The following is a 21,389-nucleotide window of genomic DNA, read 5'->3' as shown; positions in this document are numbered from 1 at the left end:
CGATGCGCACCAAGGAGCACTGATGGCCCACTCGACCAGTCCACCCTTTAGGCGGCTCGGCGCGTTCGCTGCCCGCCATGCCCGCTGGATCATCGCCGCATGGATCTTCGCGCTCGTCGGGCTCAACGTCGCCGTGCCGCAGCTCGAGCGGGTGATCGCCGACAACTCGGCCGCGTTCATCCCTCACGACAACGAGGCCAACCAGGCCCTGATCGAGATGTCCCGCGACTTCGATAATCCCGAATCCTCCGCCATCGGGTTCTTCGTCCTCGCCAGCGAGGACGGATTCGACGAGCAGGACCGCGACTACTACGAGCAGCTCGCCGAAGGACTCATCGCGACGCCCGAGCACGTCGCCTACATCCTTGACCTGCAATCGACCCCCGAGGCCCGCGAGCTCACCACCAGCGAGGACGGCAAGGCCGTCACCCTGATGACGGTGCTCAACGGCGGCAACGGGACCACCGAGGCCACCCAGGCCACCGATGCCGTCCGAGAGCTCGCCGACACCCTGCCCCGGCCAGACGGGCTCGACGTCGAGTTCACCGGACCGGTCGCCACCACATCCGACCAGCTGCGCGCGGTCGATCACGGGATGCTCCTGATCACCGGCGTCAGCATCATCCTCATCAGCCTCGCGCTGCTGATCGCCTACCGACGCATCGCTACCGTCGTCATCGCGCTCGCCCTACTCGGCGTTGGCCTGGGCACGGCTCGCCCGGTCGTCGGCATGCTGGGCCAGGCCGGCATCCTGGAGATGTCGATGTTCACCGCGGCACTGATGACCGCGCTGGTCATCGGCGCGGCCACCGACTACGCCGTGTTCATCATCGGCCGCTACCACGAGGCACGGAAGCAGGGCCTCGACGTGCAGGAGGCCGCGGCCGACGCCATCGGCGGCATCGCGGTCGTCATCATCGCCTCGGGCCTGACCATCGCCGCCGCCTGCATGGCCATGCTTTTCACCAAGGTAGGCATCTTCCGCACCGCCGGTCCCCCTATCGCCGTCGGCATCCTCGTCTCCCTCGCCGCGGCGCTAACACTTGGCCCGGCCCTGCTCGCAGTCCTCGGGCGCGGAGGCCGGGCTGATCCGCTCCCGGGCAAGCCCGGCAAGCGGACCCCCGAGCGCCGCTGGAGGCGTGCTGGGGCGCGCGTGGTCCGCCGGCCCCTGCCCGCGTTCGCGCTCTCGGTGCTAGTGCTCGTGCCCTTCGCGCTCGTCGCGCTCACCCATGAGGCGAACTTCGATGAGTTCAGCGCCCAGCCCAGCGACTCCCGCAGCAACCTCGGCTACCAGCTCGCCTCGAAGCATTTCCCCCACAACGAGCTGCTCCCCGAGTACGTGATCGTCCGCGCGGACCACGACCTGCGCAACACCGAGGACCTAGCGGCGCTCGAGCACATGGCCCGCAGCATCTCCGAGGTCAAGGGCGTGGGCGAGGTGCGATCGATCACCCGGCCCGACGGCGAGACACTGCCCGAGGCCTCCCTGGGCTACCAGGCCGGGCTCATCGCGGACGGCCTTGGCACGGCCAGCGATCGGATCACCGCGGAGCGGCCCGAGCTCGACCGCCTGGTGGCTGGTGCCGCTGAGCTCGAGCGAGGCACCAGCGAGGCGCGGGAACGGATGCCCGAGCTCGTCGATGGCACCGATCAGTTGGTCGGGGTCGCCCGCGAGATCCTCGGCACCGTCTCCGCCGTCGAGCGCGCCGTGCAGGATGCATCCGGCGGCACGATGGACCTCGATGATGCGCTCGCCGAGATGCGCGTGCTCGCCGACGGCATCGAGAATGCCGCCACCGTGATCGCGGCGAACTCCACCGCGATCCGGGACTCGACCGAGCTGCTCGCCGCCGTGTTCGGGCCCGGCCTGCGCGACGGCGGATGCGGTGCCGACGCGCACTGCGCCGCCGTGCGGCAAGCGCTCGTCATGATCGATGCTGCTACTGGCGGCAACTCCGCCCAGGCCCTGCGCGATGCCATCAGCGCCGGACGCGATGCGGACGCCGCAGCGGAGCGGATGCGGACGATGTCGGTGAGCATGCGCCAGATCGCCGATCGCGTGCAAGGCTCCCTCGCCGTCCTCGGTGGGGACGGGACCGCCGTGCGCGGGCAGCTCGATGCCCTCTCCGCCGGGGTGCGCGAGCTCGAGGTCGGTGTAGACCAGATCGCTGGTGGCGCCAACCAGATCGCCAATGGAACCGGACAGTTGCCCGGGACCCTCGATGAGCTCACGGCTGGGCTCGGCTCGGCGACCGGCTATCTCGAGCAGATGCGGGCGAGCGCCTCGACGGGAACCGCTTCGGGCTTCTACCTGCCCGCCTTCGCGTTCGAGGACCCGCGCCTGGTCACCGCGAGCCAGTTCTTCGTCTCCCCCGACGGCCAGACCGCGCGGATGATCGTGCTCAGCGAGGGCGAGGCGCTCGGCCATGAGGCCTTCGATCGGATCGATAACATCAAGTCCGCGGCCCGCGCGGCCGCGGAGGGAACCGTGCTCGAGGACGTCGAGGTCTCGACCACCGGGTTCGGGTCCGTCTACAGCGACCTCGAGAACGAGATCAATCGCGATTTCGCGCTTGTTGCCATCATCGCGCTCGCTGCCGTCACGCTGATCCTCGTGGCCATGCTGCGCAGCATTGTCGCGCCGCTGGTGATCATGGTGTGGGCGCTGGTCTCCTTCATCGCCACCATCGGTATCGGCGTGCTGGTCTGGCAGCACATCCTGGGCATCTCGCTGCACTGGTCGGTGATCCCGATCGCGTTCGTCATCCTCGTCGGCGTGGGCGCGGACTACAGCATGCTGGTGATCAGCCGGATCAGGCAGGAGTCAGCCCAGTCCGCCGATGCCAACGGGCCTAGTGGCGGGCTGCGCCTCGGGGTGATCCGTGCGCTCGGCGCCACCGGCAGTGTCATCACCACCGCGGGCGTGGTGTTCGCGGTGACAATGTTCGCGCTGATGGCGGGCGGCATCTACCTGCTCGCGCAGCTCGGCTTCGTGGTGGGCGTCGGGATGATCCTCGACATCCTGCTCGTGCGCACGGTCCTCGTGCCGTCGACGTTGCTGCTGCTCGGTCGCGCGTCCTGGTGGCCTGCGAAGTCCTAGCCGCATCCCGCTAGCGCTGGCGCCCCGCCGGTCCCGGATTCTCGGGCACCGGCGGGGCGCTCGTTGTCCTCAGCCAGGAGTCGTCGCGACGTAGACCGTGTTAGTGGACGTGCCACCCTGCAGCGGGTTCGGGAACTCCACCACGCGCGCTTCCGACGTCGCGAACACGCTGGCGAGCCGGGCGAGGAACTCCTCGTCCGGTGGATCGTTGGACCACAGCGCGAACACACCGCCAGGGCGCACGTGCGTGGCGAGGTGCTCGAGCCCGGCGAGCTCGTAGAACGCGGCGTGCCGGGGGTGCAGCACATGCCGCGGGGAGTGGTCGACGTCGAGGAGGATCGCATCGAACTGGCGGCCCGGCTGGTCCGGGTCGAGGGTGTCGCCCGCGGCGAGGGCGAAGAAGTCACCGTGGACGAGGCGGCAACGGGGATCAGTGGCCAAGCGCTCGCCCGCCGGTATCAGGCCTTCGCGGTGCCAGGTGATGACCTCGGGAATGGCGTCGATGACCACCAGCGATGCCACGCGTGGGTCATCGAGCGCGGTGATCGCGGTGTAGCCGAGGCCGAGGCCGCCCACGGCCACGTCGAGGGCTCGCTCGTCCGTGCCGAGCAGGGCCAGCCCGAGCCGAGCGAGCTCCTCCTCTGCCTCGGTGAACATGCTCGACATGAGGTACTCGTCGCCGAGCTTGACCTCGAGCACGTCCCGTTCCACGCGGGGGTCCCAGCGGCGGCGCAGGCTGATCTCTCCGAGCGGGGTGTCCTGCCAGGCCAGTTCCTCGAATCTCATTTGCCGCACCTTACTTTGCCGCCTATTGCTTTGCGGCCCTGTCGCGTGCGTGGCCTGGCGCGCGGTGGCAGACTCTGATCATGGTGGCATCGCTGGGCAAGGTGGGATTGTGGACGGCATCGCTCGATGGTCGTGCACCGGCCGAGGCAAGCGACCTGGTCGCGGAGCTCGACGAGCAGGGCTGGGGGTCGCTGTGGTTCGGTGAGGCCTACGGCCGGGAGGCGTTCACCGCGGCACACCTGTACCTGTCGGCGTCGCGGCGCATGGTGATCGGTTCGGGCATCGCCAACATCTATGGGCGCGATGCGCTCGCCGCTGCAGCAGCGGGGCGCACGCTCGAGGCACTGCATCCGGGCCGGTTCATCCTGGGCCTGGGCATTTCTCATGCGCCACTCGTGGAACGCATGCGCGGCCACGTGTACCGCAAGCCCATCTCGGCGATGCGCGACTATCTGGATGCGATGGATTCCGCCCCGGCGGTCGTGGCGGGCGAGCAAACGTCCCCGCGCCGGGTGCTCGCGGCGCTGGGCCCGCGGATGCTGGAGGTGGCGCGAGACCGTGCTGATGGCGCGCACCCCTACCTGGTGACGCCCGACCATACTGCCGGCGCGCGGGAGATCCTTGGCCCCGATCCCTTGCTCGTCGTGGAGCAGGCCGCGGTGATCGATCCGGCGGCGGCGGGCAACCGCGAGGCGTGGGCGGAGCGCGCGCATGGCCACCTCGCGGTCTACACCGGGTTGCCGAACTATCGCACGTCGTTCGTGCGCCAGGGATTCACCGACGATGACCTCATCCGGGGAGGCAGCACGCACCTCGCCGAGCAGCTCGTGGCGCGCGGCGTCGAGCACACGCGCGAACTCGTCGCCGCCCACCTCGATGCGGGCGCTACCAGCGTGGTCCTGCAGGTACTCGGGCCGAGCATCACCGAGCCGCCGCGCGCGGACTGGGCATTGCTGGCCGAAGCGCTGCTCTAGCGGTCCCGCCCTCTAGCCGGTCGCGCTGCCGCTGGGACCGCGCACGACGGTGTAGCGGGCGCAAGCGAACTCCCCGTTGCGCGCCACCTCCTCGAGGCGAAGCTCGAGGTTGCGGGGCATCAGCGGCTTGCCCGCGCCGACCGTGACGGGCGCGAGGTAGACGATGAGCTCATCAAGCAGGCCCGCGTCGGCGAACTGACCGGCGACGTCTCCCCCGCCCACGATCCAGATGTCACGCCCGCCGCTAGCCTCCCGCAGTTGCTCGTGGATCTCGGAAGCATCGCCCTGCGCGAAGGTGATCGATGACCCGGGAATGCTGGGCAGGTCGCGGTGGGTGAGCACCCAGCACGGGATGGTGTAGGGCCACTTCCACTCAGAGCGCTCCTTGCCCGCGAACTCGTGATCGACCACCCACTGGTAGGTCGTCGACCCCATCACCATCGCGCCGATACCGGCGAAGAAGTCGTCGTAGTTCAGCGGGCCGCGTGGATCCTGTTCCCTGGTGAGTAGCCAGTCCAGCGAATCATCGGAGGTGGCGATGAACCCGTCGAGGGTCATTGCGGTGTAGAAGATCGTGCGCGCCATGGTGGATCCTCACGGAATCAGGTTGCGATGACTCTGCCAACCGTAGCGAGGTGGTCCGACAAGTTGGCGCTCGCCGCGGCTCAATGCGGCGATGTGTCCTCTTGCCTTGTGACGATGTGGTGCGCGTCGCGCAGGCCCAAGCCTGGATAGCGCTCGCGCAGCGTCTTGACGGCCACTACTGTGCCGTTCCCGGCGGCGCCCTCCCCGGCGGCGCCATCCCTGGCAGCGAGCGCCCTGCACTGCTCGGCGTCGGTGGGCGCGACATTCGCCGGATCCTGCCCAGCGGGGCGCCGCATCTCGAGGATCAGTAGCGCGATGCCCGCTATGACAAGAACGATGCCGGCGAGACGGATCGGGAACTCCGCAGTCACAGTGGCGGTAGCGCCCACGATGGCATACAGAGCGGGCAGCGCGAGGCGGGTGAGGGCGGGCATCGGCGTGGCCTCCTTGGGTGGTGGATCATCCGAGGCTAGCGGCGGGCGTTCAGGTCCGCAGCGCGAGCGGTATGCGGCTCAAGCGCGCAGTCCTGCCGCGATGCCCTCGAGGTGAGTGGTGAACACAGCGGCGTGGGTGAGCGGCAGGTAGTGGCCCGCGCCCGGCACGATGCGCAGCTCGGCGGAATGGCCATTTTCGCGGCTCGCGCGCAGGAAGCGCCGCTCGTGGATGCGGAAGTGATCATGGCGCCCATTGATGTACCAGGTGGGGCCCGGGTAGGAGCGCGCGGCGGCGAGCGGGTCGAAGGCGACGATGTCGCGCACGACGTCGGGGATCACCTCGGTGGCGATGCCGCTGTCGATGATCGCGCGGGCAGCTGGGGGCGGCGCGGTGAGGCGCATGGCGATCTGGCTGGCGGTGTCGCCCTGCCTCGGGAGCCGGTTGAGAGCGTGGTAACCGCCGAGAAAGGGCGCGGCGAAGATCTTGCTGGGGATCGCGGTGGAGCCTGTGACGACGAGTCCGGCGAGGAGCTCGGGGTGCCGGGCCGCGGCGGCGAGCGCGAGGTATCCGCCGAGCGAGTGGCCGACGAGAAGGGCAGGCTCGCCGTGGACGTCGAGGCTGCTGGTGATGACGTCGATCGCGCCGTCGAGGGTGAAGGGTTCCCCGCGACGGCTGCCGTGACCGGGGAGGTCGACCGCGTTGACGCGGTAGCCGTGCTCGCGGAGCTGGGCGGTCTCCGCGGTCCATTCGGCATGGCTGAGACGGATCCCGTGGACGAGGACGATCGGAGGCGTGGTGCTCACGCCAGACAGTGTTGCATGACGGTGCGCGATCGCGCGGTCGGGGAGATCCGCGCCACACCAGGGTTATGCACTATGGCATATCGCTATACGATAAGGCGCGAACGCACCCCTCTGGAGCCCAAGGAGCAACCATGCAGATGACCCCACGAGTCCTCAAATGGGGCATGCGGGCCTGGCCCCCCTTCGTCGGCGCGGGCATCAAGGTCGAATCGATCGCCGAGGACTGGTCGCGCGCGGTCGTCTCCATGAAGGTCACCCCGCTGACGCGCAACGCCGTCGGTACCGCTTTCGGTGGCTCGCTCTCCTCGATGACCGACCCATTTTTCATGCTCTTGCTCATCCCTCAGCTCGGCGAGGACTACCTCGTGTGGGACACCCGCGGCGAGATCGACTACCGCAAGCCCGGACGGGGACGCCTGACCGCGACGATGGACGTGCCCCCCGAGGCGGTCGAGTCGATCCGCGAGCGCGCCGCGGGAGGCGAGCGGGTACTCACCTGGTTCTCCTGCGATGTCCGCGACGAGTCGGGCGATGTCGTCGCTACCGTGCGGCGCGAGGTCTACACCCGGCTCAAAGCCCGCCGGAAGGCTACGGTAGCGGCCTAGTCGCTTCCCTCGCCCGGCGCGCGATCAGGGCTCGAGCCGCAGCACATGGATGTGGGAGGCGGTGGCGTCATCCCCTGCGTCGTTGCTGCCCGTCGCGAGAATGACCGTCCGCGAGCCATCTGCAAGCACTGGCCCCGGGCTGATGGCCTCGATTGCTCCTGGCTGGACGCCAAGAGTGCCAAGATCGAGCAGCAGCTCTGTCGCCAGCGGCGTCTCGCTGCCCGAGAGCTCGTGCGCCCCGGCGATATCGGTGGCGCCCAGCGTGCTTGCCTTGTAGAGCCGGGAGGCAGGCTGGCCGTCTGCACCCTCGCCGCGCTCGACGATCAGGTAATCGGTGTTGGAGAGCGCGAGGATCCCGGTCACCCGCGCCCTGCCGTCCATCGAGAGCTCATACGCGTGCTCTCGCGCGACGATTCCGCTGTAGCGATCGATCTGGGCGAGGCGGGCGCGCGGTCCACCAGGATGGGCGCTGTCCTGCCGTAGCGGCCCGCCGCTGATCGCGGTGATGAGGCCACCATGGATCGCCGCGCCCAGCGTCGACGGTGCGACCGCTATTCCCGAGCCGCCCGCGGCGCCCGGCATCCATGAGCGTGGCAGGGAGTAGTCGCGGACATGCGTCCCGGTGATGTCGAACCCGTTCAGGCTCGGTACCGCGCCTGAACGGCTCTTCGCGGTGCTCGCGACGAGCACATCGCCGTCGGCGAGGCGCACCGCTCCGGGTGTGAAGCCGGCGCTGGAGTCGAGGGAACCGGCAGCGTCGCGCAGCGGGGAATCAGCGAGAACCTCAACGCGGTTGCTCGTGAATCGCCCATCGGGGCCCAAGGGAATGCGGAAAGTGCGGAAGCGAGCAGGGTCGCCATCGCCGGACACTGCGAGGAAGACCCCCGGGATCGGCGTGGCGTCTAGCCCGGTGAAGCCGCCGGGGAAGACCGCGAGAGGGCGGGAATCTATTTCTACGGCAGCGGTGTCAAGATGGGTCACTCTCTCTGCCGCTGCAAGTGGTGCCGCAGGTGCCGCCGCGATCGTCACTGTGACGAGCGACGCGACGATTCCCAGCCTGGTCCTCATGGGGCAGCACGGTACTCCCGCGAAGTTACGTTCTCGTGCACGACACGTCGCGGCCCGGTGATGGGTGCCGCATAAGGCGCAGGAGGCGCGCCCGCTGGCTCGCGAGTGTTCAAAGAACGACAGGCTAGAGCGCGGTCGCTGTCGTTTATCGCACAAAGGCGGGGCGGTTCATCCGTAGTCCTGCGCGGATTCTTGTCGGACCAATTGGCCATACTTGCCATGCTTGGCCTGGTATGCAGCACGGGATTGTCAGGTGACAGTCATGTCATGTGACTGCCTAATAACATGACTAACAAGTTAGGTGACTGCGGTGTTGTACGATAACGGAGTGGATCATCGACCCGTCCGCCCCATCCCCCTGACCGTTGGAAGCGTGCCGGCGCTGGAGGACATCATTGGCCGCGACCAGCAGGTAGATCGCGTCCTCGGCCTGCTCGCTGCCCGCCAGACAGTCCTGCTCACCGGCGACCGACGCGTCGGCAAGACGTCGATCGCCCGGCTGGTCGAGGAACACCTCGCGGCAACGGACCGCCGATTCGTCCGCACGTCCGCGGAACGGGTCGACTATGGCGGGTTCGCCACCGAGCTCGCCCGGTCCCTCTCCCGCTCCGTGCCCGCCGGCCCCCTCCGCGAGGAGCTGCGCCGCTGGGAGCTCACCATCACCGCAGGCCCGGTGGGCGCCAAGCGTTCCAGCGAGGACCGTGGCCTCGATGACATCATCGCCCTCGCGCTCCCCGACGAGGGCGAGCCACCCCTTGTGCTCATCATCGACGAGGTGCCCGTGCTTGCCCTCGAGATGGAGCGCGCCGATCCTGGATCCGGGCGCGAGCTGCTCGTCACGCTGCGGCGGATCCGCCAGCAGCACTCCACCCGGCTCGCCATGCTCCTGCTCGGCTCCATCGGGTTCCACCACGTCAGCGACGCAGCACCGGGAAGCGTCAACGATGTGGTGCCCGAGCCCGTCGGTTCGCTCGATGAGGCGGACGCCATCTATCTCGCGCGCTGCCTGATGCTCGGCGAGGACGTCTGCCCCGCGGACCCGATCGGTGTCGCGGTAGCGATCACCCAGGCGGCCGAGAGGGTCCCCTACTACATCCAGCACCTTGTCAAGGCGTGCCGGGACATGCCCGCGCGCGATGCCCTCGCCCCCAGCGACATCGCCGGGCTCGTCGAGTCGGCGCTGATCGACCCCCACGATCCGTGGAACATGCGGCACTACCGGGACCGCATCACCCCCTACTACGGGGCCGAGCGGGCGGAGCTGATCGAATCCATCCTCGATGTGTACGCCGATCGCGGCACCATCACCGTCGACGAGCTGCGCCGCCTGCTGCCCTACACCGAGCTGCCCGAGCTACCGGGACGGCGCGCGCTCGTGCGCATCCTCGAGGACCTCGAGCGCGACCACTACCTGCGCCGCGAGGGCCGGCCGAGCGGCTTCCGCAGCACCCTGGTGCGCGAGTACTGGAAGCGCAGCATGCGATGACCGCACCCATCCCAGCGCCACTGCATCCGGTGCACAATCCGCGCACCGCCCCGCTCCCCCACCTCGAGCGAGCCACCGCTGGGCATGGCGCCCTGATCGCGCGGGTGCGCTCACGGATCGAGACCGCCTCGCGCTCCGGGACGCGCGCGCACACGTTGCTGCGCGGGCCGTGGGGGTCCGGCAAGACGCACATCCTCACCGTCGCCACCGGGCAAGCGTTGCGCGACGAGAAGGTCGCGAGCCGCGTGGCACTGGCCTGGCTGAGCGACGACGCGTTGCCGATCAGCAGCTACCCCGACCTGCTGCATGAGGCCATCACCACGCTCGATCCCGACCTTGCTGGCGAGGCGCGCGCGGCGCGGCTCGGCGGCTCGGCCACCGACCTCGAGGATCTCCTTGCCGCCGTGGTAGGCCGACGCCTCCTCGTGCTCGTCGCCGAGCACATCGACGTGCTGTTCGATCGGATCGGCAGCGCCGGGGCGCGAGCGCTGCGCGGGTTCGTCGAGACCCATGGCCGCACCCTCGTCCTGGCCTCCGCGAGCAGGCTCGTCCCTGCGCTCTCCTCGCGGACCGAGCCCTGGTACGGCAACCTCGATATCGACACCATCCCGCCGCTAGACCGGGACGAGGCCACCGGCCTGCTGCAGCACCGGGCCGCGCTCGCCGATGACCACCGGCTCCGCGAGTGGCTCGGCACCGGGGAGGCAGCACAAGCGGTCGAGTCCATGCATCGCGCTATCGGGGGATCGCCACGGGCGTGGCACATCATCGCCGATACCGCTCGACCGACCACCCTCGGGGAACCCGCGCTGACGATCAGCAAGCTGCTCGATACCTGCTCCCCCCACTACCAGCACGAGCTGCTGGGCCTGGCCAACACAGAACGACAACTCCTGCTCGGGCTGGCGCGGGCGCCCGGCCCGGTGACGGTCGGTGAGCTTGCCGAGAGCGCCGGCATGACCGCCAATACCGCCGCGGTCACGCTGCGCCGACTCGCTGATGGCACCTGGGTGCGCGGCGGCAAGCTGCCTGGCGAGGACCAGCGGCGCACCTATTACCAGTTCACCGATCCCATGCTGGCCGCCTACCTGCTGTGGCGCGACACGCCCGGCACGCCCTGACCGGCTAGTCCGCCATCATCTCGCGCATGTGCTCGCTGATCTCGATGATCTGGGCATGATTGCCATCAGGGTCGATGAACGTGCCGAACCAGCTGCCGTCGCGCTCCTCGAGCGGAGCGAACCAGCTCGCCCCCGTGTCATCGATGCGCGCGGCAGCCGCGCGAGCATCGTTGACCTCGATGTTGAGGATGAAGCGGGACGGATCGATGTTGTGCTCCTCCACATCCTCCCGGCCATCGAGCATGAGGTAGAACCCGCCGAGGCCGAGCACCCAGTACCCGTCATCAGGCGTGCGCTGGGCCTGTATGCCCAGGGCCTTCTCGTAGAACACGCGGAGGCGCTCTGGATCGCGGGTCGCGAACAGGACGCTCGAGACGGCTGGGCCGGAAAGCGAGTCAGTGGTCATGGCAGGGTCCTTTTCCTCACGGTGAACGGGCAGTGCATGAAGGTGTGACTCGCCACGAGGTGGGAAGTCATCGCGCCCGCCTGGCTCCGAGGGCGTAGAGTACGAGGTACGCGGAGCAAGCCCGGCAGGAACATCGTCCGGTAATACTCTGGCTACTGCACCGCGATCCGTCTCCCGCTCGCCCGCTCCGCGTCACCACGCGAGAGGCCAGCCAGCGGGACACCCACGGGCGCCACCTGGAACGCGCGCCCCCACGAACTCACTGAAAGTTGTCACGACTGCATGGAATACTCACAGCTCTTCCTCGCGCCCACCAGCCACGATCCCGATGCCAGCCCGGCACCGGAGGAGCAGGAAACCACTAGCTCGTACCAGACCAGCCCCGACGCCTCGCACGGCAAGCCCCACTCCTACCGGGACCTGTTCTCCGACAGGCCCGCCCGCTCGCGCGGCTAGCGCTGCACCGCCCAGCTCGTGGAGCGGCGCCGCCGCAACCGCCGGGACCCCCGATAGGCCAGCCACGCCACCCCGATCAGCACCAGCGGGATGAGCACCGGCAGCAGCAACGCGATCAGTGCAACGACGAATGACAGCACGTCCTCGACGAGCGACACGATCGGGTTCGCGGTGCCGCCGGTCGCGGTAGTGCTCGCCACGCGTGTCCCGGCCTGGGCCGTACCGACTGCAAAAGCAGTGGGCGCGCCGACGATGATGCCGGCGATGATCGCTGCGGACGGATCAAGGCTGGTGAACACTGCCCCCGCCGCGATCGCTGCCGCCACGGGTCGCGAGATCATGCCGACCACGCTGAGCGCGTTGTCGACCAGAGGGATCTTGTCCGCGAGAAGCTCCGCGAGGGTCGCGATCGCCAGGGCAACCAGCGCAGCGGTGGACCCGAGCCAGGCGAACGACTCGCCGAGGCTGATGCCCAGCCACCCGAAGTGCGCGACCGCGCTGAGCATCAACAGCGGCAGGAACGTGCGCAGCCCGGTGGCGGCAGCAAGGCCGAGGCCGAGGAACGCGGCAAGGATCCAGATGTCCATTGTCCGATTCTAGGCTGACCGATTCTAGGCTGACTGCCCTAGGTGGACTCCCTGGACGGCCGCTGGAACTACGCAGGGCTCAAGGCGTCGCGCACGGGAACGCTATCGGCGACCTGCTCGAAACTCGTGATCAGGCCATCCTCGACGGTGAACCAATGGGTGAACCGGGCCCGGAACGAGCGTCCCGCGCGACGGCCTGTCCCGGAGTACCAGCCAAGCGCGGCGACGCGCTGCCCCTCGGCGAGGATCGCCGTTGGCTCCACGCGGAACCCATCCCAATCGCTCGCCAGCGGCCCCAGGACATTCGCCGCCACCGCGTCTGGGCCGATGTAGGTGCCTCCGTAGGGGAAGCCTGCTTCCTCGATCCACGAGATATCGGGCGCCAGCATGGCCATGACGCCGGGTCCATCGCCCTCGGCGAGCTTGTCATAGAGAGTCTCGACGGTTCGTCGTGCATCCATCCCGGGTGCATCCATTCTGGGCCTCCGATCGCAAGCTCCTCCCATTCTCCCGCCGCTGCGCTGCAGTGCACAAGGATCCCGGCGAGGCGTCACGCGACCTGCTACTCGCTGTCCTGGTCGAGCAGCTCGCGCATGGTGTCGATCTCGGCCTGCTGGCTGTCGATGATGCCCTGTGACATGTCGCGGGCTCCGGGGTGCTCGCCGTTGCCGAGGTGCGCGCGGGCCATGTGGATCGCGCCCTCGTGGTGAATGATCATCTGCTCGAGAAACATCCGGCTCGCGGCCGGGCCGTCGGCGTTGCGGAGCTCGTCGAGCTGCGCGGTGGACATCATGCCGTTCATATGGCCCATGGTGTCGTCGTCCATCATGCTGCCGTCGTCCATCATGTGGCCGGCATCCTCGTGCTGGTCGGTCCACTCTCCGATCCACTCGTTGAGGGTGTCGATCTCGGGCTGCTGGGCGTCCTTGATCTGCTGGGCGAGCGCGGTGACCTCGGGCATGATGCCGTCCTTGCCGAGGATGATGTCGCTCATCTCGATCGCTTGCTCGTGGTGGGGAATCATGCCCTGGGCGAACATGACGTCGGCGGCATTGGCGGCCGTGGACTCGGCCGTGGAGCTTGCCGGGGTCGCTGTGGGGGTCGTCGTATCGGTGCTGGTGGCGCCACACGCGGAGAGGGCGAGCGCGAGGGCGGAGGTGGCGACGAAGGCGAGGGGCCGGGTGCTCATGGTTCTCCTGTCAGAGGGGGTTTCCGGGTCCAGGAGGTTGCTGGACCCATCTCATTTATATACCCTAGGGGGGTACCTACGCCACAGCGTCCGGACGACACGCCGGACCAACCCGAGGAGCTTTCCATGACCACCACGATCACCGTCACCGGCATGACCTGCGGACACTGCGAGAACTCCGTCCGCTCGGAGATCAGCGCCCTGCCTGGCGTCACCAACGTCGCCGTCGACCTCGCCACCGGCGCGGTCACCATCACCAGCGACACCGAGCTCGACCAGGCAGCCCTGCGCGAAGCAGTCGACGAGGCCGGCTACGCCATCGCTTGATCGCGCCCCCTGATCCACCCCCACCCCGCCCAGCACTCCGGAGGCTCTCCATGAGCAAGACCCTCGACACGGCGCGCGCTGCCCAGCAGGCACCGCCCCGGGTCATCGACCTCGACATCACCGGCATGACCTGCGCATCCTGCGCCGCGCGCATCGCGAAGAAGCTCAATCGCGTCGAAGGCGTCACCGCGACCGTCAACTTCGCCACCGAGAAGGCGCGCATCACCACCGAGACCACCGCGGTCGACACCGAAGCGCTCATCGACGTGGTCCGCAAGACTGGCTACGGCGCGCGCCCCCATCAGGCGGATACAACCCTCACCGCCGCCGATATCGACGCCGAGGACGAGCGCGCCGTCGCTGGGCTTCGCCGCCGCCTCGCCCTCGCCGCCGTGCTCAGCGTCCCCGTCATCGCGACCGCCATGATCCCGGCGCTGCAGTTCCCCGGCTGGCAGTGGTTCTCCCTCGCGCTCGCCCTCCCCGTCATCGCATGGTCCGGGCTCCCCTTCCACCGGGCCGCGATCCTCAATGCGCGGCACCGTGCCGTCACCATGGACACGCTGATCTCCATCGGCACGCTCGCCGCGCTCGGCTGGTCCCTCTATGCCTTGTTCTTCGGCACCGCCGGGCACATCGGCATGACCCACGGCTTCAGCCTGCTGCCCGCGCGCGGCGACGGCTCGGCCAACATCTATCTCGAGGCCGCCGTCGCGATCACCACGTTCATCCTCGCTGGGAAATACCTCGAGGCCAGGTCAAAGCGGCGTGCAGGCGCGGCGCTGCGATCGCTGGCAGAACTCGGGGCGCGTGATGTCGCGGTGCTGCGCGACGGCATCGAGCAGCGCATCCCCGTTGCGAGCCTCATGGTCGACGACATCTTCATCGTCCGGCCCGGCGAGAAGATCGCCACCGACGGAACCATCGTCGAGGGCCACACCGCGGTGGACGAATCCATGCTCACCGGCGAGCCCGTGCCCATGGAGGCCGGGCCCGGCGACACCGTGACCGGCGCGACGCTGAACACCTCCGGGCGCATCGCTGTGCGTGCCACCGCCGTGGGCGAGCAGACCCGGCTCGCGCGCATCCGCGAGCTCGTCGAGCAAGCACAGGCCGGCAAGGCGGCGGTCCAGCGCCTCGCCGACCGCGTCTCGGCCGTGTTCGTGCCGTTCGTTCTCGCGCTGAGCGCCGCGACGCTGGCGTTCTGGCTGATCAGCGGTGACGGCACCGAGTTCGCGTTCACCGCCGCGGTGGCCGTGCTCATCGTGGCCTGCCCCTGCGCGCTCGGCCTCGCCACCCCCACGGCGCTGATGGTCGGCACCGGCCGCGGCGCGCAGCTCGGCATCCTCATCAAGGGCCCCGAGGTGCTCGAGTCAACCCGGCGCATCGACACCGTCGTCCTCGACAAGACCGGCACGCTCACCACCGGCGCGATGACCCTGCACGAGGTGATCCCCGCGACCGGAACGAGCGCGTCCACCGCACTGGCCCGCGCGGCAGCGCTGGAGGATTCCTCCGAGCACCCCATCGCCCGCGCCATCGTCGATGCGGCACGGGCCGAGGGATCCACGCTCCCTGCCGTCTCGGGTTTCTCGAGCATCTCCGGGCTCGGTGTCCGCGGCACCGTCGAGGGCACCAGCGTCATCGTTGGTCGTCCGGCCCTGCTGCAGGACGAGGGCCTCGCCGTTCCCGCCGACCTGGTCGATGCGCTCGAGGAGCAGCAGCGCGAGGGACGTACTGCCGTGCTCGTCGGCTGGGACGGTGCGGCGCGCGCGGTGCTCGCCGTGGGTGACTCCCCGCGCGCCGAGTCCGCCGAGGCCGTCGCGGGATTGCGGCGGCTCGGGGCCGAGGTGATCATGCTGACCGGCGACAACGAGACCGCCGCGCGCGCCGTGGCCGCGACCATCGGCATCGATGAGGTCATCGCCGGGGTGCTGCCCGAGGACAAGGCCACCGTCATCGCGGACCTGCGCGCCCGCGGCAAGGTCGTCGCCATGGTCGGCGACGGCGTCAACGATGCAGCCGCACTGGCGGGCGCGGACCTGGGCATCGCGATGGGCAGCGGCACCGATGTCGCCATCAACGCCAGCGACCTGACCCTGATGCGACCGGATCCCCGCGCGATCGTCGATGCGATCCGGCTTTCCCGCGCCACGCTGCGCACCATCAAGGGAAACCTGTTCTGGGCTTTCGCCTACAATGTCGCGGCACTGCCGATCGCGGCGGCGGGCCTGCTCAACCCGATGATCGCCGGCGCTGCCATGGCGGCCTCGTCGTTGTTCGTCGTGGGCAACAGCCTGCGGCTGCGCCGCTTCTCCCCCGCCCGTTCCTGACCTCCCCTCCGGCGAAGGTCCTGCACCTGAAAGGCCACCGACGATGACTACCCCCAATCCGCCATCAGCCAGCGCTGACGCCTCGGAGACCCACCTGGCCCAGGCTGGCACCGCATGCCAGGATGGCCACCACCACGGCTACATCTCCAGCAAGGACAACTACCTCAAGCGGCTGCGCCGCATCGAGGGGCAGGCGCGCGGCATCCAGCGCATGGTCGAGGAGGAGAAATACTGCATCGACATCCTCACCCAGGTCTCGGCGATGACCAGCGCCCTGCGCTCGGTCGCCCTCGGGCTGCTCGACGACCACATGAGTCACTGCGTCGCCGAGGCCGTCGCTGCCGGTGGTGACGAGGCGGACGCGAAGCTCCAGGAAGTGTCCGATGCGATAGCACGGCTCGTGCGCTCGTAGACTCTCCCCCATGCCCGTCACCACACCTCACGCAACGGCACCCGGCCCGGGCGCGTACCAGGACCTCATGGAGGCCGGATACGTGCGCGATGGCCTCGAGATCTACCGGCGCTCCTTCGCCATGATTCGCGACGAGACCGATCTCAGCGGGTTCTCCCCCGCCGATGCCGAGGCCGTGGTGCGGATGATCCACGCGTGCGGGCAGACCGACCTGATCGACGACATCGCGCGCACGCCCGGTGTCGTCGATCACGCGCGCGCCGCGCTCGAGGCGGGGGCGCCGATCCTTGCCGATACCCACATGGTCGCCGAGGGCGTCACCCGTCGGCGCCTCCCCGCGGGCAACGCGGTGATCTGCACCCTTCGCGACCCGCGGGTGGCTGGCCTTGCCGAGCAGCTCGGCACCACCCGCACCGCGGCCGCCGTGGAGCTGTGGCGCGACCATCTCGACGGCGCGATCGTCGCGATCGGCAACGCCCCCACCGCGCTGTTCCACCTGCTGCAGCTCATCGATGACGGGGCGCCCATGCCCGCTGCCATCGTGGGCGGGCCCGTTGGCTTCGTCGGAGCCGTGGAGTCCAAGGAAGCGGTGATCGCTCATCCGCGGGCTCCCCGGCACCTGCTCGTGCGTGGCCGTCGCGGTGGCAGCGCCATCACCGCCGCCGCTGTCAACGCGATCGCGAGCGCGGAGCTATGAGCGGCACCCTGTGGGGCCTCGGGCTTGGCCCGGGCGACCCCGAGCTCGTCACCGTCAAGGCCGCCCGGCTGATCGCCGCGGCCGATGTCGTCGCCTATCACAGTGCCCGCCATGGCCGGTCCATCGCCCGCAGCGTCGCCGCGCCCTACCTGCGGGAAGGCCAGATCGAGGAGAAGCTCGTCTATCCGGTGACCACCGAAACCACCGATCATCCGCGGGGCTACCAGGGCGCGATCGACGAGTTCTATGCGGAATCCGCTGAGCGCCTCGCCGTCCACCTCGCCGCGGGCCGGGATGTCGCGCTGCTCGCCGAGGGCGATCCGCTCTTCTACAGCTCCTACATGCACATGCACAAGAGGCTGCAAGCGCGGTTCCGCACCGAGATCGTGCCTGGTGTCACCTCCATCTCGGCGGCCTCCGCAGCGATGCAGGTGCCGCTCGTGGAGCGCGATGAGACCTTGACCGTCGTGCCGGGCACCCTTCCGGAAGCAGAACTGATCGATCGGTTCACCAGCGGCGACGCGGTCGCGGTGATGAAGCTGGGCCGCACCTTCGGGCCGGTGCGCGACGCGCTGGAGAAGGCAGGCCGCCTCGATGAGGCCGTGTATGTCGAGCGGGCGAGCTGGGACGGCCAGCGGGTCCTGCCGCTGCGCGATGTCGATCCCGCTGACACGCCCTACTTCTCGGTGGCGATCGTTCCCTCGCCGTTGAACACTCGCGCGCCGAGCCCTGCGCTTCCCGGCGAGGGGCAGCCCGGCGAGGTCGTTGTGGTGGGCCTCGGGCCCGGCCACACCGACTGGACCACGCCCGAGGTGCGCCGCGAGCTGCGGGCCGCCACCGACCTCGTCGGCTATGGCCCCTACCTGGCGCGCGTGGCGAAGAATGCCTGGCAGCGCCAGCACCCTTCCGACAATCGCGTGGAGGAGGAACGTGCCGCCCATGCGCTCGACCTCGCCCGCGATGGGGCCCGCGTCGCGGTGGTCTCCTCCGGGGATCCGGGCGTGTTCGCGATGGCCTCCGCCGTCCTCGAGGTTGCCGCGCGCGACGAGTACGCGGACGTGCGCGTACGAGTCGTGCCCGGGATGACCGCGGCCAACGCGGTAGCGTCCCGCGCCGGAGCACCACTCGGCCACGACTACGCCGTGATCTCCCTGTCGGACCGGCTCAAGCCCTGGGACGTCGTCGCGGATCGCGTGCAGGCGGCAGCGAAGGCGGATCTCGCGATCGCGATCTACAACCCCGCGTCACGCTCGCGCACCTGGCAGGTGGGCGCGCTGAAGGAACTGCTGCTCGAGGTCCGGGATGGCGCGACGCCGGTGATCATCGGCCGCGCGGTCGGTAGCGACGCCGAGACCGTCACCGTCACCCGTCTCGCCGATCTGGATCCATCACAGGTCGATATGCGCTGCCTGCTGATCATCGGATCGACGCAGACCAGCGTTGTCGAGCGCCCGGCCGGGCAGGTGGTCTACACCTCGCGCCGCTACCCGGCCCTCGACAACGCCGTGCGCTAGGCCCTGCTGGCCGCCGAGCCCGCGGTGATGGTCACGCCAGCCACTCGGCGGTCCACCAGACATTGCCACTGAGCACGGCGGGCGCCACCCACAGCGCGGCGATGAGCGTGGCGCTGGTGAGCATCTGCTCCCGGGTGCCGCCCGCCCGGCCGAGGACCGGCAGGCGCACGCGGCGCTTGGGCAGCGGCCACAGGAAGTTGTTGAGCCCACGGGTGGTCATCATGTCCTGCACGCAGTGCAGCAGGCAGCCGATCGCCGCGGTCCAGGGCATCCACCACCAGTCCCCTGGTGCGAGCCACAGCGCGAGCGCAACGATAGCGATGGCCTCCACCGCCATGATCTCATCGCCGATGTGACGGGACCGGAACACCGACAGCCCCAGGGTGAGCAACATCGTGTAGGCCAGGAACCACATCATCACCATCAGGGCCCAGTTCGACGGCAGCACCAGCTGCCCGAAATCGTGCGGTACCGTGCCGAGCAGGCCAGCGAGGAAACCCATCGCCACCGCGAACAACACGGTGTGCGTCTTGCCCACTCGGTGCCCGCCCGACAGCTTGTTCACCAATGTCGCGAAAGCCTTGGAGAAGGGACCGAGCGTGCGGGAGAGCTGCGCGTCGGAGTGGTCCCAGTCAGGCCACACCGACCAGCCCGCGATGGCGATGGTGGAAACAATGATCTCGCCGGTGGTAAACGGCCTCCCTGCCGCGTCGGCGATCGGCGGGGCGAAAGCGAGCCACAGAACGCTCGTGGTCGCTAGATGTCCTCGGGCCATCATGGTGGCGAGGCCCCCCTTTCGTAGTGATGGAGCCCGGCCCCGCCGCGAGGCTGGAACATCACCCTGCTGCCGGGCCGAGACTTGTTGCTGTGCAACCAGATACACGACGACTCCGACAGAAGCGGCACCCCGGGGCCCCTGGTGTGCCGGGGATCACAGGCCCCCCGATTCCGCGGCCCCGACGAGCAATCCCGCAGCAACGAGGGCAGCCACCGCGAGCGCGGGAACGGCCCAGGAGATGATCGTCGGCAAGCGCTGCCGCTTGCCGGGGCCGCCCGCTCCCGGCGGATAGGAAACCGGATCCTCCCGCGTCCGGATGAGCAGCATCATGCCAAGCAGCAGTGCCACGCCCAGCACTACCGCCGACCAGGGCGGCATCCCCCACATCGCGTCTGCGCTGCCGGCGATGCTCCTCGCGCCGGAGTAGATCAGCAGTCCGCCGAGGAAGCCGAGGATGCCCGAGAGGACCGCGACAAGGTAGTCGACGGCGCGGAGCCTGCTGCCATGATCGGCGGCCCAGGTCGCCGCGTACTCGCGCGCAGGACCGAATTTCTCGTCGGCCGCGGCCCCCGTCACCGCGAGGTGGTCACGGGCCTCGGCGAGGATCCCCCCGCAGCGGTCCCCGGGCACTCCCCGCATGCGTAGCGCGAGCAGCAGATCATCGAGATACTGCTCGTTGGATTCCATTCGCGCGCGACTCATCATGGTTCTCCCTGCTGCTCGATTCCGTCGTGCTCTATTCCGTCGTGCTCGATGTTTTCTGGCTCGATAAGGCGCTGGACCCGTCCCGTCCAGGAGCGCCACTGCTCGACCGTGCGGCGCAGATGCGCGCGACCGGTCCCGGTGATAGCGATGATCTTGCGGCCCGGACCGTTCTCCCCGGGCGTCCAGGTCCTCGCGACGAGGTCGCGATCCTCCATGCGTGCCAGGGCCGGGTAGAGCGTTCCGCCCTTCACCTCGCCCAGGCCGCGCTCGGACAGGTGCACGGCGATGCGGTACCCGTGCATTCCGCCCTCCTGGTCGAGCAACGCGAGCAGGCACATCTCCAGCCCGGCGCGGGTCCACGGGGATGGCCATTGATCATCCATGGCTAGATAGTAGCGCTACCTAGATCGGGCTGCTACTTATCGGCCGGAGGCATTGCGGGTAGCCGAAAGTGCGAAGAACGACAGTTCTATCGCGGTGCGCTGTCGTATTTCGCGCACTCGCGGCGGGCCGGGCGCGAGGTTGGGCATGCGCGGGAAGCGAGCGCGCCCCCACGGTGTTGCTGCTAGTAGCACACCATCAGGGAGGACCACCATGATCCGCGCAGTCTGGAACGACACCATCATCGCCGAGGCCGAGGCCACCGAGGAGGTCGAGGGAAACCAGTACTTCCCGCCCGAGAGCGTCAAGCGGGAGTACCTGCGCCCGAGCGAGCACCAGACTTCCTGCTACTGGAAGGGCACCGCCTCGTACTACGACCTCGTCGTTGACGGCGAGACCGGCCGCAACCTGGCCTGGTACTACCCCGAACCCATGAGCGAGGCCCGCCACATCGCCGACCACGTCGCCTTCTACCCGCAGGTCACCATCGCGGTGGACTAGCCCGCTCGCGCGAAGGCGCCGTACGAAGTCGCCGCGCGAGTGTGCGAAAAGCGTCACGGATCGCGACCTGGGTTCAAGGGGTGGTCGCAACACCTTCTAGCAGAAGAGGTGTTGCGCATGGATGCACGTCGCGGCCGTCCACG

The 21,389-nt window shown here is 69.0% G+C and carries 24 protein-coding genes; 12 read left to right on the top strand and 12 right to left on the bottom strand.

Annotated features, from left to right (window positions below; all coding sequences use genetic code 11):
- Positions 1-22 precede the first annotated feature (22 nt).
- Positions 23-3,100 (top strand): MMPL/RND family transporter, encoded by a 3,078-nt coding sequence (locus tag QC765_RS00120; RefSeq protein WP_278312387.1) that lies wholly within the window; start codon positions 23-25, stop codon positions 3,098-3,100.
- Positions 3,101-3,169: 69 nt separating this feature from the next.
- On the opposite strand, the gene QC765_RS00115 is transcribed toward QC765_RS00120, so the two are convergent.
- On the bottom strand, positions 3,170-3,886 hold the full coding sequence (locus tag QC765_RS00115; RefSeq protein ID WP_278312386.1) for a polyamine aminopropyltransferase: 717 nt from the start codon (positions 3,884-3,886) through the stop codon (positions 3,170-3,172).
- 80 nt (positions 3,887-3,966) lie between these two features.
- On the opposite strand from QC765_RS00115, the gene QC765_RS00110 reads away from it, so the two are divergent.
- Positions 3,967-4,860, top strand: coding sequence for a TIGR03620 family F420-dependent LLM class oxidoreductase (locus QC765_RS00110; protein WP_278312385.1), 894 nt, complete (start codon positions 3,967-3,969; stop codon positions 4,858-4,860).
- A gap of 12 nt (positions 4,861-4,872) precedes the next feature.
- Here QC765_RS00110 and QC765_RS00105 read toward each other — a convergent pair whose 3' ends face one another.
- The 3 genes from QC765_RS00105 to QC765_RS00095 all read right to left on the bottom strand — a co-directional run bounded on the left by QC765_RS00105 (position 4,873) and on the right by QC765_RS00095 (position 6,683).
- Positions 4,873-5,445, bottom strand: coding sequence for a dihydrofolate reductase family protein (locus tag QC765_RS00105; protein ID WP_278312384.1), 573 nt, complete (start codon positions 5,443-5,445; stop codon positions 4,873-4,875).
- A gap of 80 nt (positions 5,446-5,525) precedes the next feature.
- Complete coding sequence (locus QC765_RS00100) at positions 5,526-5,879, bottom strand: hypothetical protein (protein ID WP_278312383.1); 354 nt, start codon at positions 5,877-5,879, stop codon at positions 5,526-5,528.
- A 78-nt stretch (positions 5,880-5,957) separates the two neighbouring features.
- Entirely contained in the window at positions 5,958-6,683 is a 726-nt protein-coding gene (locus QC765_RS00095) for an alpha/beta fold hydrolase (RefSeq protein ID WP_278312382.1), read from the bottom strand.
- A 137-nt stretch (positions 6,684-6,820) separates the two neighbouring features.
- On the opposite strand from QC765_RS00095, the gene QC765_RS00090 reads away from it, so the two are divergent.
- Positions 6,821-7,288: a DUF4442 domain-containing protein gene (locus QC765_RS00090; RefSeq protein WP_278312381.1), complete on the top strand. Its 468-nt coding sequence runs from the start codon at positions 6,821-6,823 to the stop codon at positions 7,286-7,288.
- 24 nt (positions 7,289-7,312) lie between these two features.
- Here the strand turns inward: QC765_RS00090 and QC765_RS00085 are convergent, their stop codons facing one another.
- Complete coding sequence (locus QC765_RS00085; protein ID WP_278312380.1) at positions 7,313-8,356, bottom strand: esterase-like activity of phytase family protein; 1,044 nt, start codon at positions 8,354-8,356, stop codon at positions 7,313-7,315.
- 328 nt (positions 8,357-8,684) lie between these two features.
- On the opposite strand from QC765_RS00085, the gene QC765_RS00080 reads away from it, so the two are divergent.
- A complete protein-coding gene (locus QC765_RS00080) occupies positions 8,685-9,842 on the top strand; it encodes an ATP-binding protein (RefSeq protein WP_278312379.1) in 1,158 nt (385 codons plus the stop codon).
- On the top strand, positions 9,839-10,963 hold the full coding sequence (locus QC765_RS00075) for a helix-turn-helix domain-containing protein (RefSeq protein WP_278312378.1): 1,125 nt from the start codon (positions 9,839-9,841) through the stop codon (positions 10,961-10,963). Before QC765_RS00080 ends, QC765_RS00075 begins: the two co-directional genes overlap by 4 nt.
- A gap of 4 nt (positions 10,964-10,967) precedes the next feature.
- Here QC765_RS00075 and QC765_RS00070 read toward each other — a convergent pair whose 3' ends face one another.
- Complete coding sequence (locus tag QC765_RS00070; protein WP_278312377.1) at positions 10,968-11,369, bottom strand: VOC family protein; 402 nt, start codon at positions 11,367-11,369, stop codon at positions 10,968-10,970.
- A gap of 282 nt (positions 11,370-11,651) precedes the next feature.
- On the opposite strand from QC765_RS00070, the gene QC765_RS00065 reads away from it, so the two are divergent.
- Positions 11,652-11,825: a hypothetical protein gene (locus QC765_RS00065; RefSeq protein ID WP_278312376.1), complete on the top strand. Its 174-nt coding sequence runs from the start codon at positions 11,652-11,654 to the stop codon at positions 11,823-11,825.
- On the opposite strand, the gene QC765_RS00060 is transcribed toward QC765_RS00065, so the two are convergent.
- The 3 genes from QC765_RS00060 to QC765_RS00050 all read right to left on the bottom strand — a co-directional run bounded on the left by QC765_RS00060 (position 11,822) and on the right by QC765_RS00050 (position 13,601).
- Positions 11,822-12,412 (bottom strand): DUF4126 domain-containing protein, encoded by a 591-nt coding sequence (locus QC765_RS00060; protein WP_278312375.1) that lies wholly within the window; start codon positions 12,410-12,412, stop codon positions 11,822-11,824. The genes QC765_RS00065 and QC765_RS00060 overlap by 4 nt on opposite strands.
- A gap of 68 nt (positions 12,413-12,480) precedes the next feature.
- A complete protein-coding gene (locus QC765_RS00055) occupies positions 12,481-12,873 on the bottom strand; it encodes a nuclear transport factor 2 family protein (RefSeq protein ID WP_278312374.1) in 393 nt (130 codons plus the stop codon).
- A 101-nt stretch (positions 12,874-12,974) separates the two neighbouring features.
- The gene (locus QC765_RS00050) at positions 12,975-13,601 is read right to left on the bottom strand and encodes a DUF305 domain-containing protein (protein WP_278312373.1); all 627 of its coding nucleotides are present in this window, start codon (positions 13,599-13,601) and stop codon (positions 12,975-12,977) included.
- 126 nt (positions 13,602-13,727) lie between these two features.
- On the opposite strand from QC765_RS00050, the gene QC765_RS00045 reads away from it, so the two are divergent.
- From QC765_RS00045 to QC765_RS00025, 5 genes are all read left to right on the top strand, one after another.
- Complete coding sequence (locus QC765_RS00045) at positions 13,728-13,928, top strand: heavy-metal-associated domain-containing protein (protein WP_278312372.1); 201 nt, start codon at positions 13,728-13,730, stop codon at positions 13,926-13,928.
- 50 nt (positions 13,929-13,978) lie between these two features.
- Complete coding sequence (locus QC765_RS00040) at positions 13,979-16,258, top strand: heavy metal translocating P-type ATPase (RefSeq protein WP_278312371.1); 2,280 nt, start codon at positions 13,979-13,981, stop codon at positions 16,256-16,258.
- Positions 16,259-16,301: 43 nt separating this feature from the next.
- Positions 16,302-16,670, top strand: coding sequence for a metal-sensitive transcriptional regulator (locus tag QC765_RS00035; RefSeq protein WP_278312370.1), 369 nt, complete (start codon positions 16,302-16,304; stop codon positions 16,668-16,670).
- 67 nt (positions 16,671-16,737) lie between these two features.
- Positions 16,738-17,367, top strand: coding sequence for a precorrin-8X methylmutase (locus tag QC765_RS00030; protein ID WP_278312762.1), 630 nt, complete (start codon positions 16,738-16,740; stop codon positions 17,365-17,367).
- Entirely contained in the window at positions 17,364-18,881 is a 1,518-nt protein-coding gene (locus tag QC765_RS00025) for a precorrin-2 C(20)-methyltransferase (RefSeq protein WP_278312369.1), read from the top strand. Before QC765_RS00030 ends, QC765_RS00025 begins: the two co-directional genes overlap by 4 nt.
- Positions 18,882-18,912: 31 nt before the next feature.
- Here the strand turns inward: QC765_RS00025 and QC765_RS00020 are convergent, their stop codons facing one another.
- The 3 genes from QC765_RS00020 to QC765_RS00010 all read right to left on the bottom strand — a co-directional run bounded on the left by QC765_RS00020 (position 18,913) and on the right by QC765_RS00010 (position 20,747).
- Complete coding sequence (locus QC765_RS00020) at positions 18,913-19,659, bottom strand: metal-dependent hydrolase (RefSeq protein ID WP_278312368.1); 747 nt, start codon at positions 19,657-19,659, stop codon at positions 18,913-18,915.
- Between the two features lie 153 nt (positions 19,660-19,812).
- Positions 19,813-20,361, bottom strand: a complete 549-nt coding sequence (locus QC765_RS00015; protein WP_278312367.1) for a hypothetical protein — start codon at positions 20,359-20,361, stop codon at positions 19,813-19,815.
- Entirely contained in the window at positions 20,361-20,747 is a 387-nt protein-coding gene (locus QC765_RS00010) for a PadR family transcriptional regulator (protein WP_278312366.1), read from the bottom strand. The genes QC765_RS00015 and QC765_RS00010 overlap by 1 nt, the downstream gene beginning before the upstream one ends.
- 211 nt (positions 20,748-20,958) lie before the next feature.
- Between QC765_RS00010 and QC765_RS00005 the strand changes: the two genes are divergently transcribed.
- Positions 20,959-21,246 carry a DUF427 domain-containing protein gene (locus tag QC765_RS00005; protein ID WP_278312365.1) on the top strand — a complete coding sequence of 96 codons (288 nt, stop codon included), beginning with the start codon at positions 20,959-20,961 and terminating at the stop codon, positions 21,244-21,246.
- Positions 21,247-21,389: the final 143 nt, after the last annotated feature.

This window comes from Hoyosella levis (genome assembly GCF_026008515.1).
Taxonomy (GTDB): Bacteria; Actinomycetota; Actinomycetes; order Mycobacteriales; family Mycobacteriaceae; genus Lolliginicoccus; species Lolliginicoccus levis.
Note: the sequence above shows the minus strand (reverse complement) of the source record. Positions and strands in the feature narration are given on the sequence as shown.

Excerpts from the sequence above, each read along its gene's own strand:
- QC765_RS00120 (WP_278312387.1), top strand. The coding sequence starts at position 23 with ATGGCCCACTCGACCAGTCCACCCTTTAGGCGGCTCGGCGCGTTCGCT.
- QC765_RS00115 (WP_278312386.1), bottom strand. The coding sequence starts at position 3,886 with ATGAGATTCGAGGAACTGGCCTGGCAGGACACCCCGCTCGGAGAGATC.
- QC765_RS00110 (WP_278312385.1), top strand. The coding sequence starts at position 3,967 with ATGGTGGCATCGCTGGGCAAGGTGGGATTGTGGACGGCATCGCTCGAT.
- QC765_RS00105 (WP_278312384.1), bottom strand. The coding sequence starts at position 5,445 with ATGGCGCGCACGATCTTCTACACCGCAATGACCCTCGACGGGTTCATC.
- QC765_RS00100 (WP_278312383.1), bottom strand. The coding sequence starts at position 5,879 with ATGCCCGCCCTCACCCGCCTCGCGCTGCCCGCTCTGTATGCCATCGTG.
- QC765_RS00090 (WP_278312381.1), top strand. The coding sequence starts at position 6,821 with ATGACCCCACGAGTCCTCAAATGGGGCATGCGGGCCTGGCCCCCCTTC.
- QC765_RS00085 (WP_278312380.1), bottom strand. The coding sequence starts at position 8,356 with ATGAGGACCAGGCTGGGAATCGTCGCGTCGCTCGTCACAGTGACGATC.
- QC765_RS00075 (WP_278312378.1), top strand. The coding sequence starts at position 9,839 with ATGACCGCACCCATCCCAGCGCCACTGCATCCGGTGCACAATCCGCGC.
- QC765_RS00070 (WP_278312377.1), bottom strand. The coding sequence starts at position 11,369 with ATGACCACTGACTCGCTTTCCGGCCCAGCCGTCTCGAGCGTCCTGTTC.
- QC765_RS00065 (WP_278312376.1), top strand. The coding sequence starts at position 11,652 with ATGGAATACTCACAGCTCTTCCTCGCGCCCACCAGCCACGATCCCGAT.
- QC765_RS00060 (WP_278312375.1), bottom strand. The coding sequence starts at position 12,412 with ATGGACATCTGGATCCTTGCCGCGTTCCTCGGCCTCGGCCTTGCTGCC.
- QC765_RS00055 (WP_278312374.1), bottom strand. The coding sequence starts at position 12,873 with ATGGATGCACGACGAACCGTCGAGACTCTCTATGACAAGCTCGCCGAG.
- QC765_RS00050 (WP_278312373.1), bottom strand. The coding sequence starts at position 13,601 with ATGAGCACCCGGCCCCTCGCCTTCGTCGCCACCTCCGCCCTCGCGCTC.
- QC765_RS00045 (WP_278312372.1), top strand. The coding sequence starts at position 13,728 with ATGACCACCACGATCACCGTCACCGGCATGACCTGCGGACACTGCGAG.
- QC765_RS00040 (WP_278312371.1), top strand. The coding sequence starts at position 13,979 with ATGAGCAAGACCCTCGACACGGCGCGCGCTGCCCAGCAGGCACCGCCC.
- QC765_RS00035 (WP_278312370.1), top strand. The coding sequence starts at position 16,302 with ATGACTACCCCCAATCCGCCATCAGCCAGCGCTGACGCCTCGGAGACC.
- QC765_RS00030 (WP_278312762.1), top strand. The coding sequence starts at position 16,738 with ATGGAGGCCGGATACGTGCGCGATGGCCTCGAGATCTACCGGCGCTCC.
- QC765_RS00025 (WP_278312369.1), top strand. The coding sequence starts at position 17,364 with ATGAGCGGCACCCTGTGGGGCCTCGGGCTTGGCCCGGGCGACCCCGAG.
- QC765_RS00020 (WP_278312368.1), bottom strand. The coding sequence starts at position 19,659 with ATGATGGCCCGAGGACATCTAGCGACCACGAGCGTTCTGTGGCTCGCT.
- QC765_RS00015 (WP_278312367.1), bottom strand. The coding sequence starts at position 20,361 with ATGAGTCGCGCGCGAATGGAATCCAACGAGCAGTATCTCGATGATCTG.
- QC765_RS00010 (WP_278312366.1), bottom strand. The coding sequence starts at position 20,747 with ATGGATGATCAATGGCCATCCCCGTGGACCCGCGCCGGGCTGGAGATG.
- QC765_RS00005 (WP_278312365.1), top strand. The coding sequence starts at position 20,959 with ATGATCCGCGCAGTCTGGAACGACACCATCATCGCCGAGGCCGAGGCC.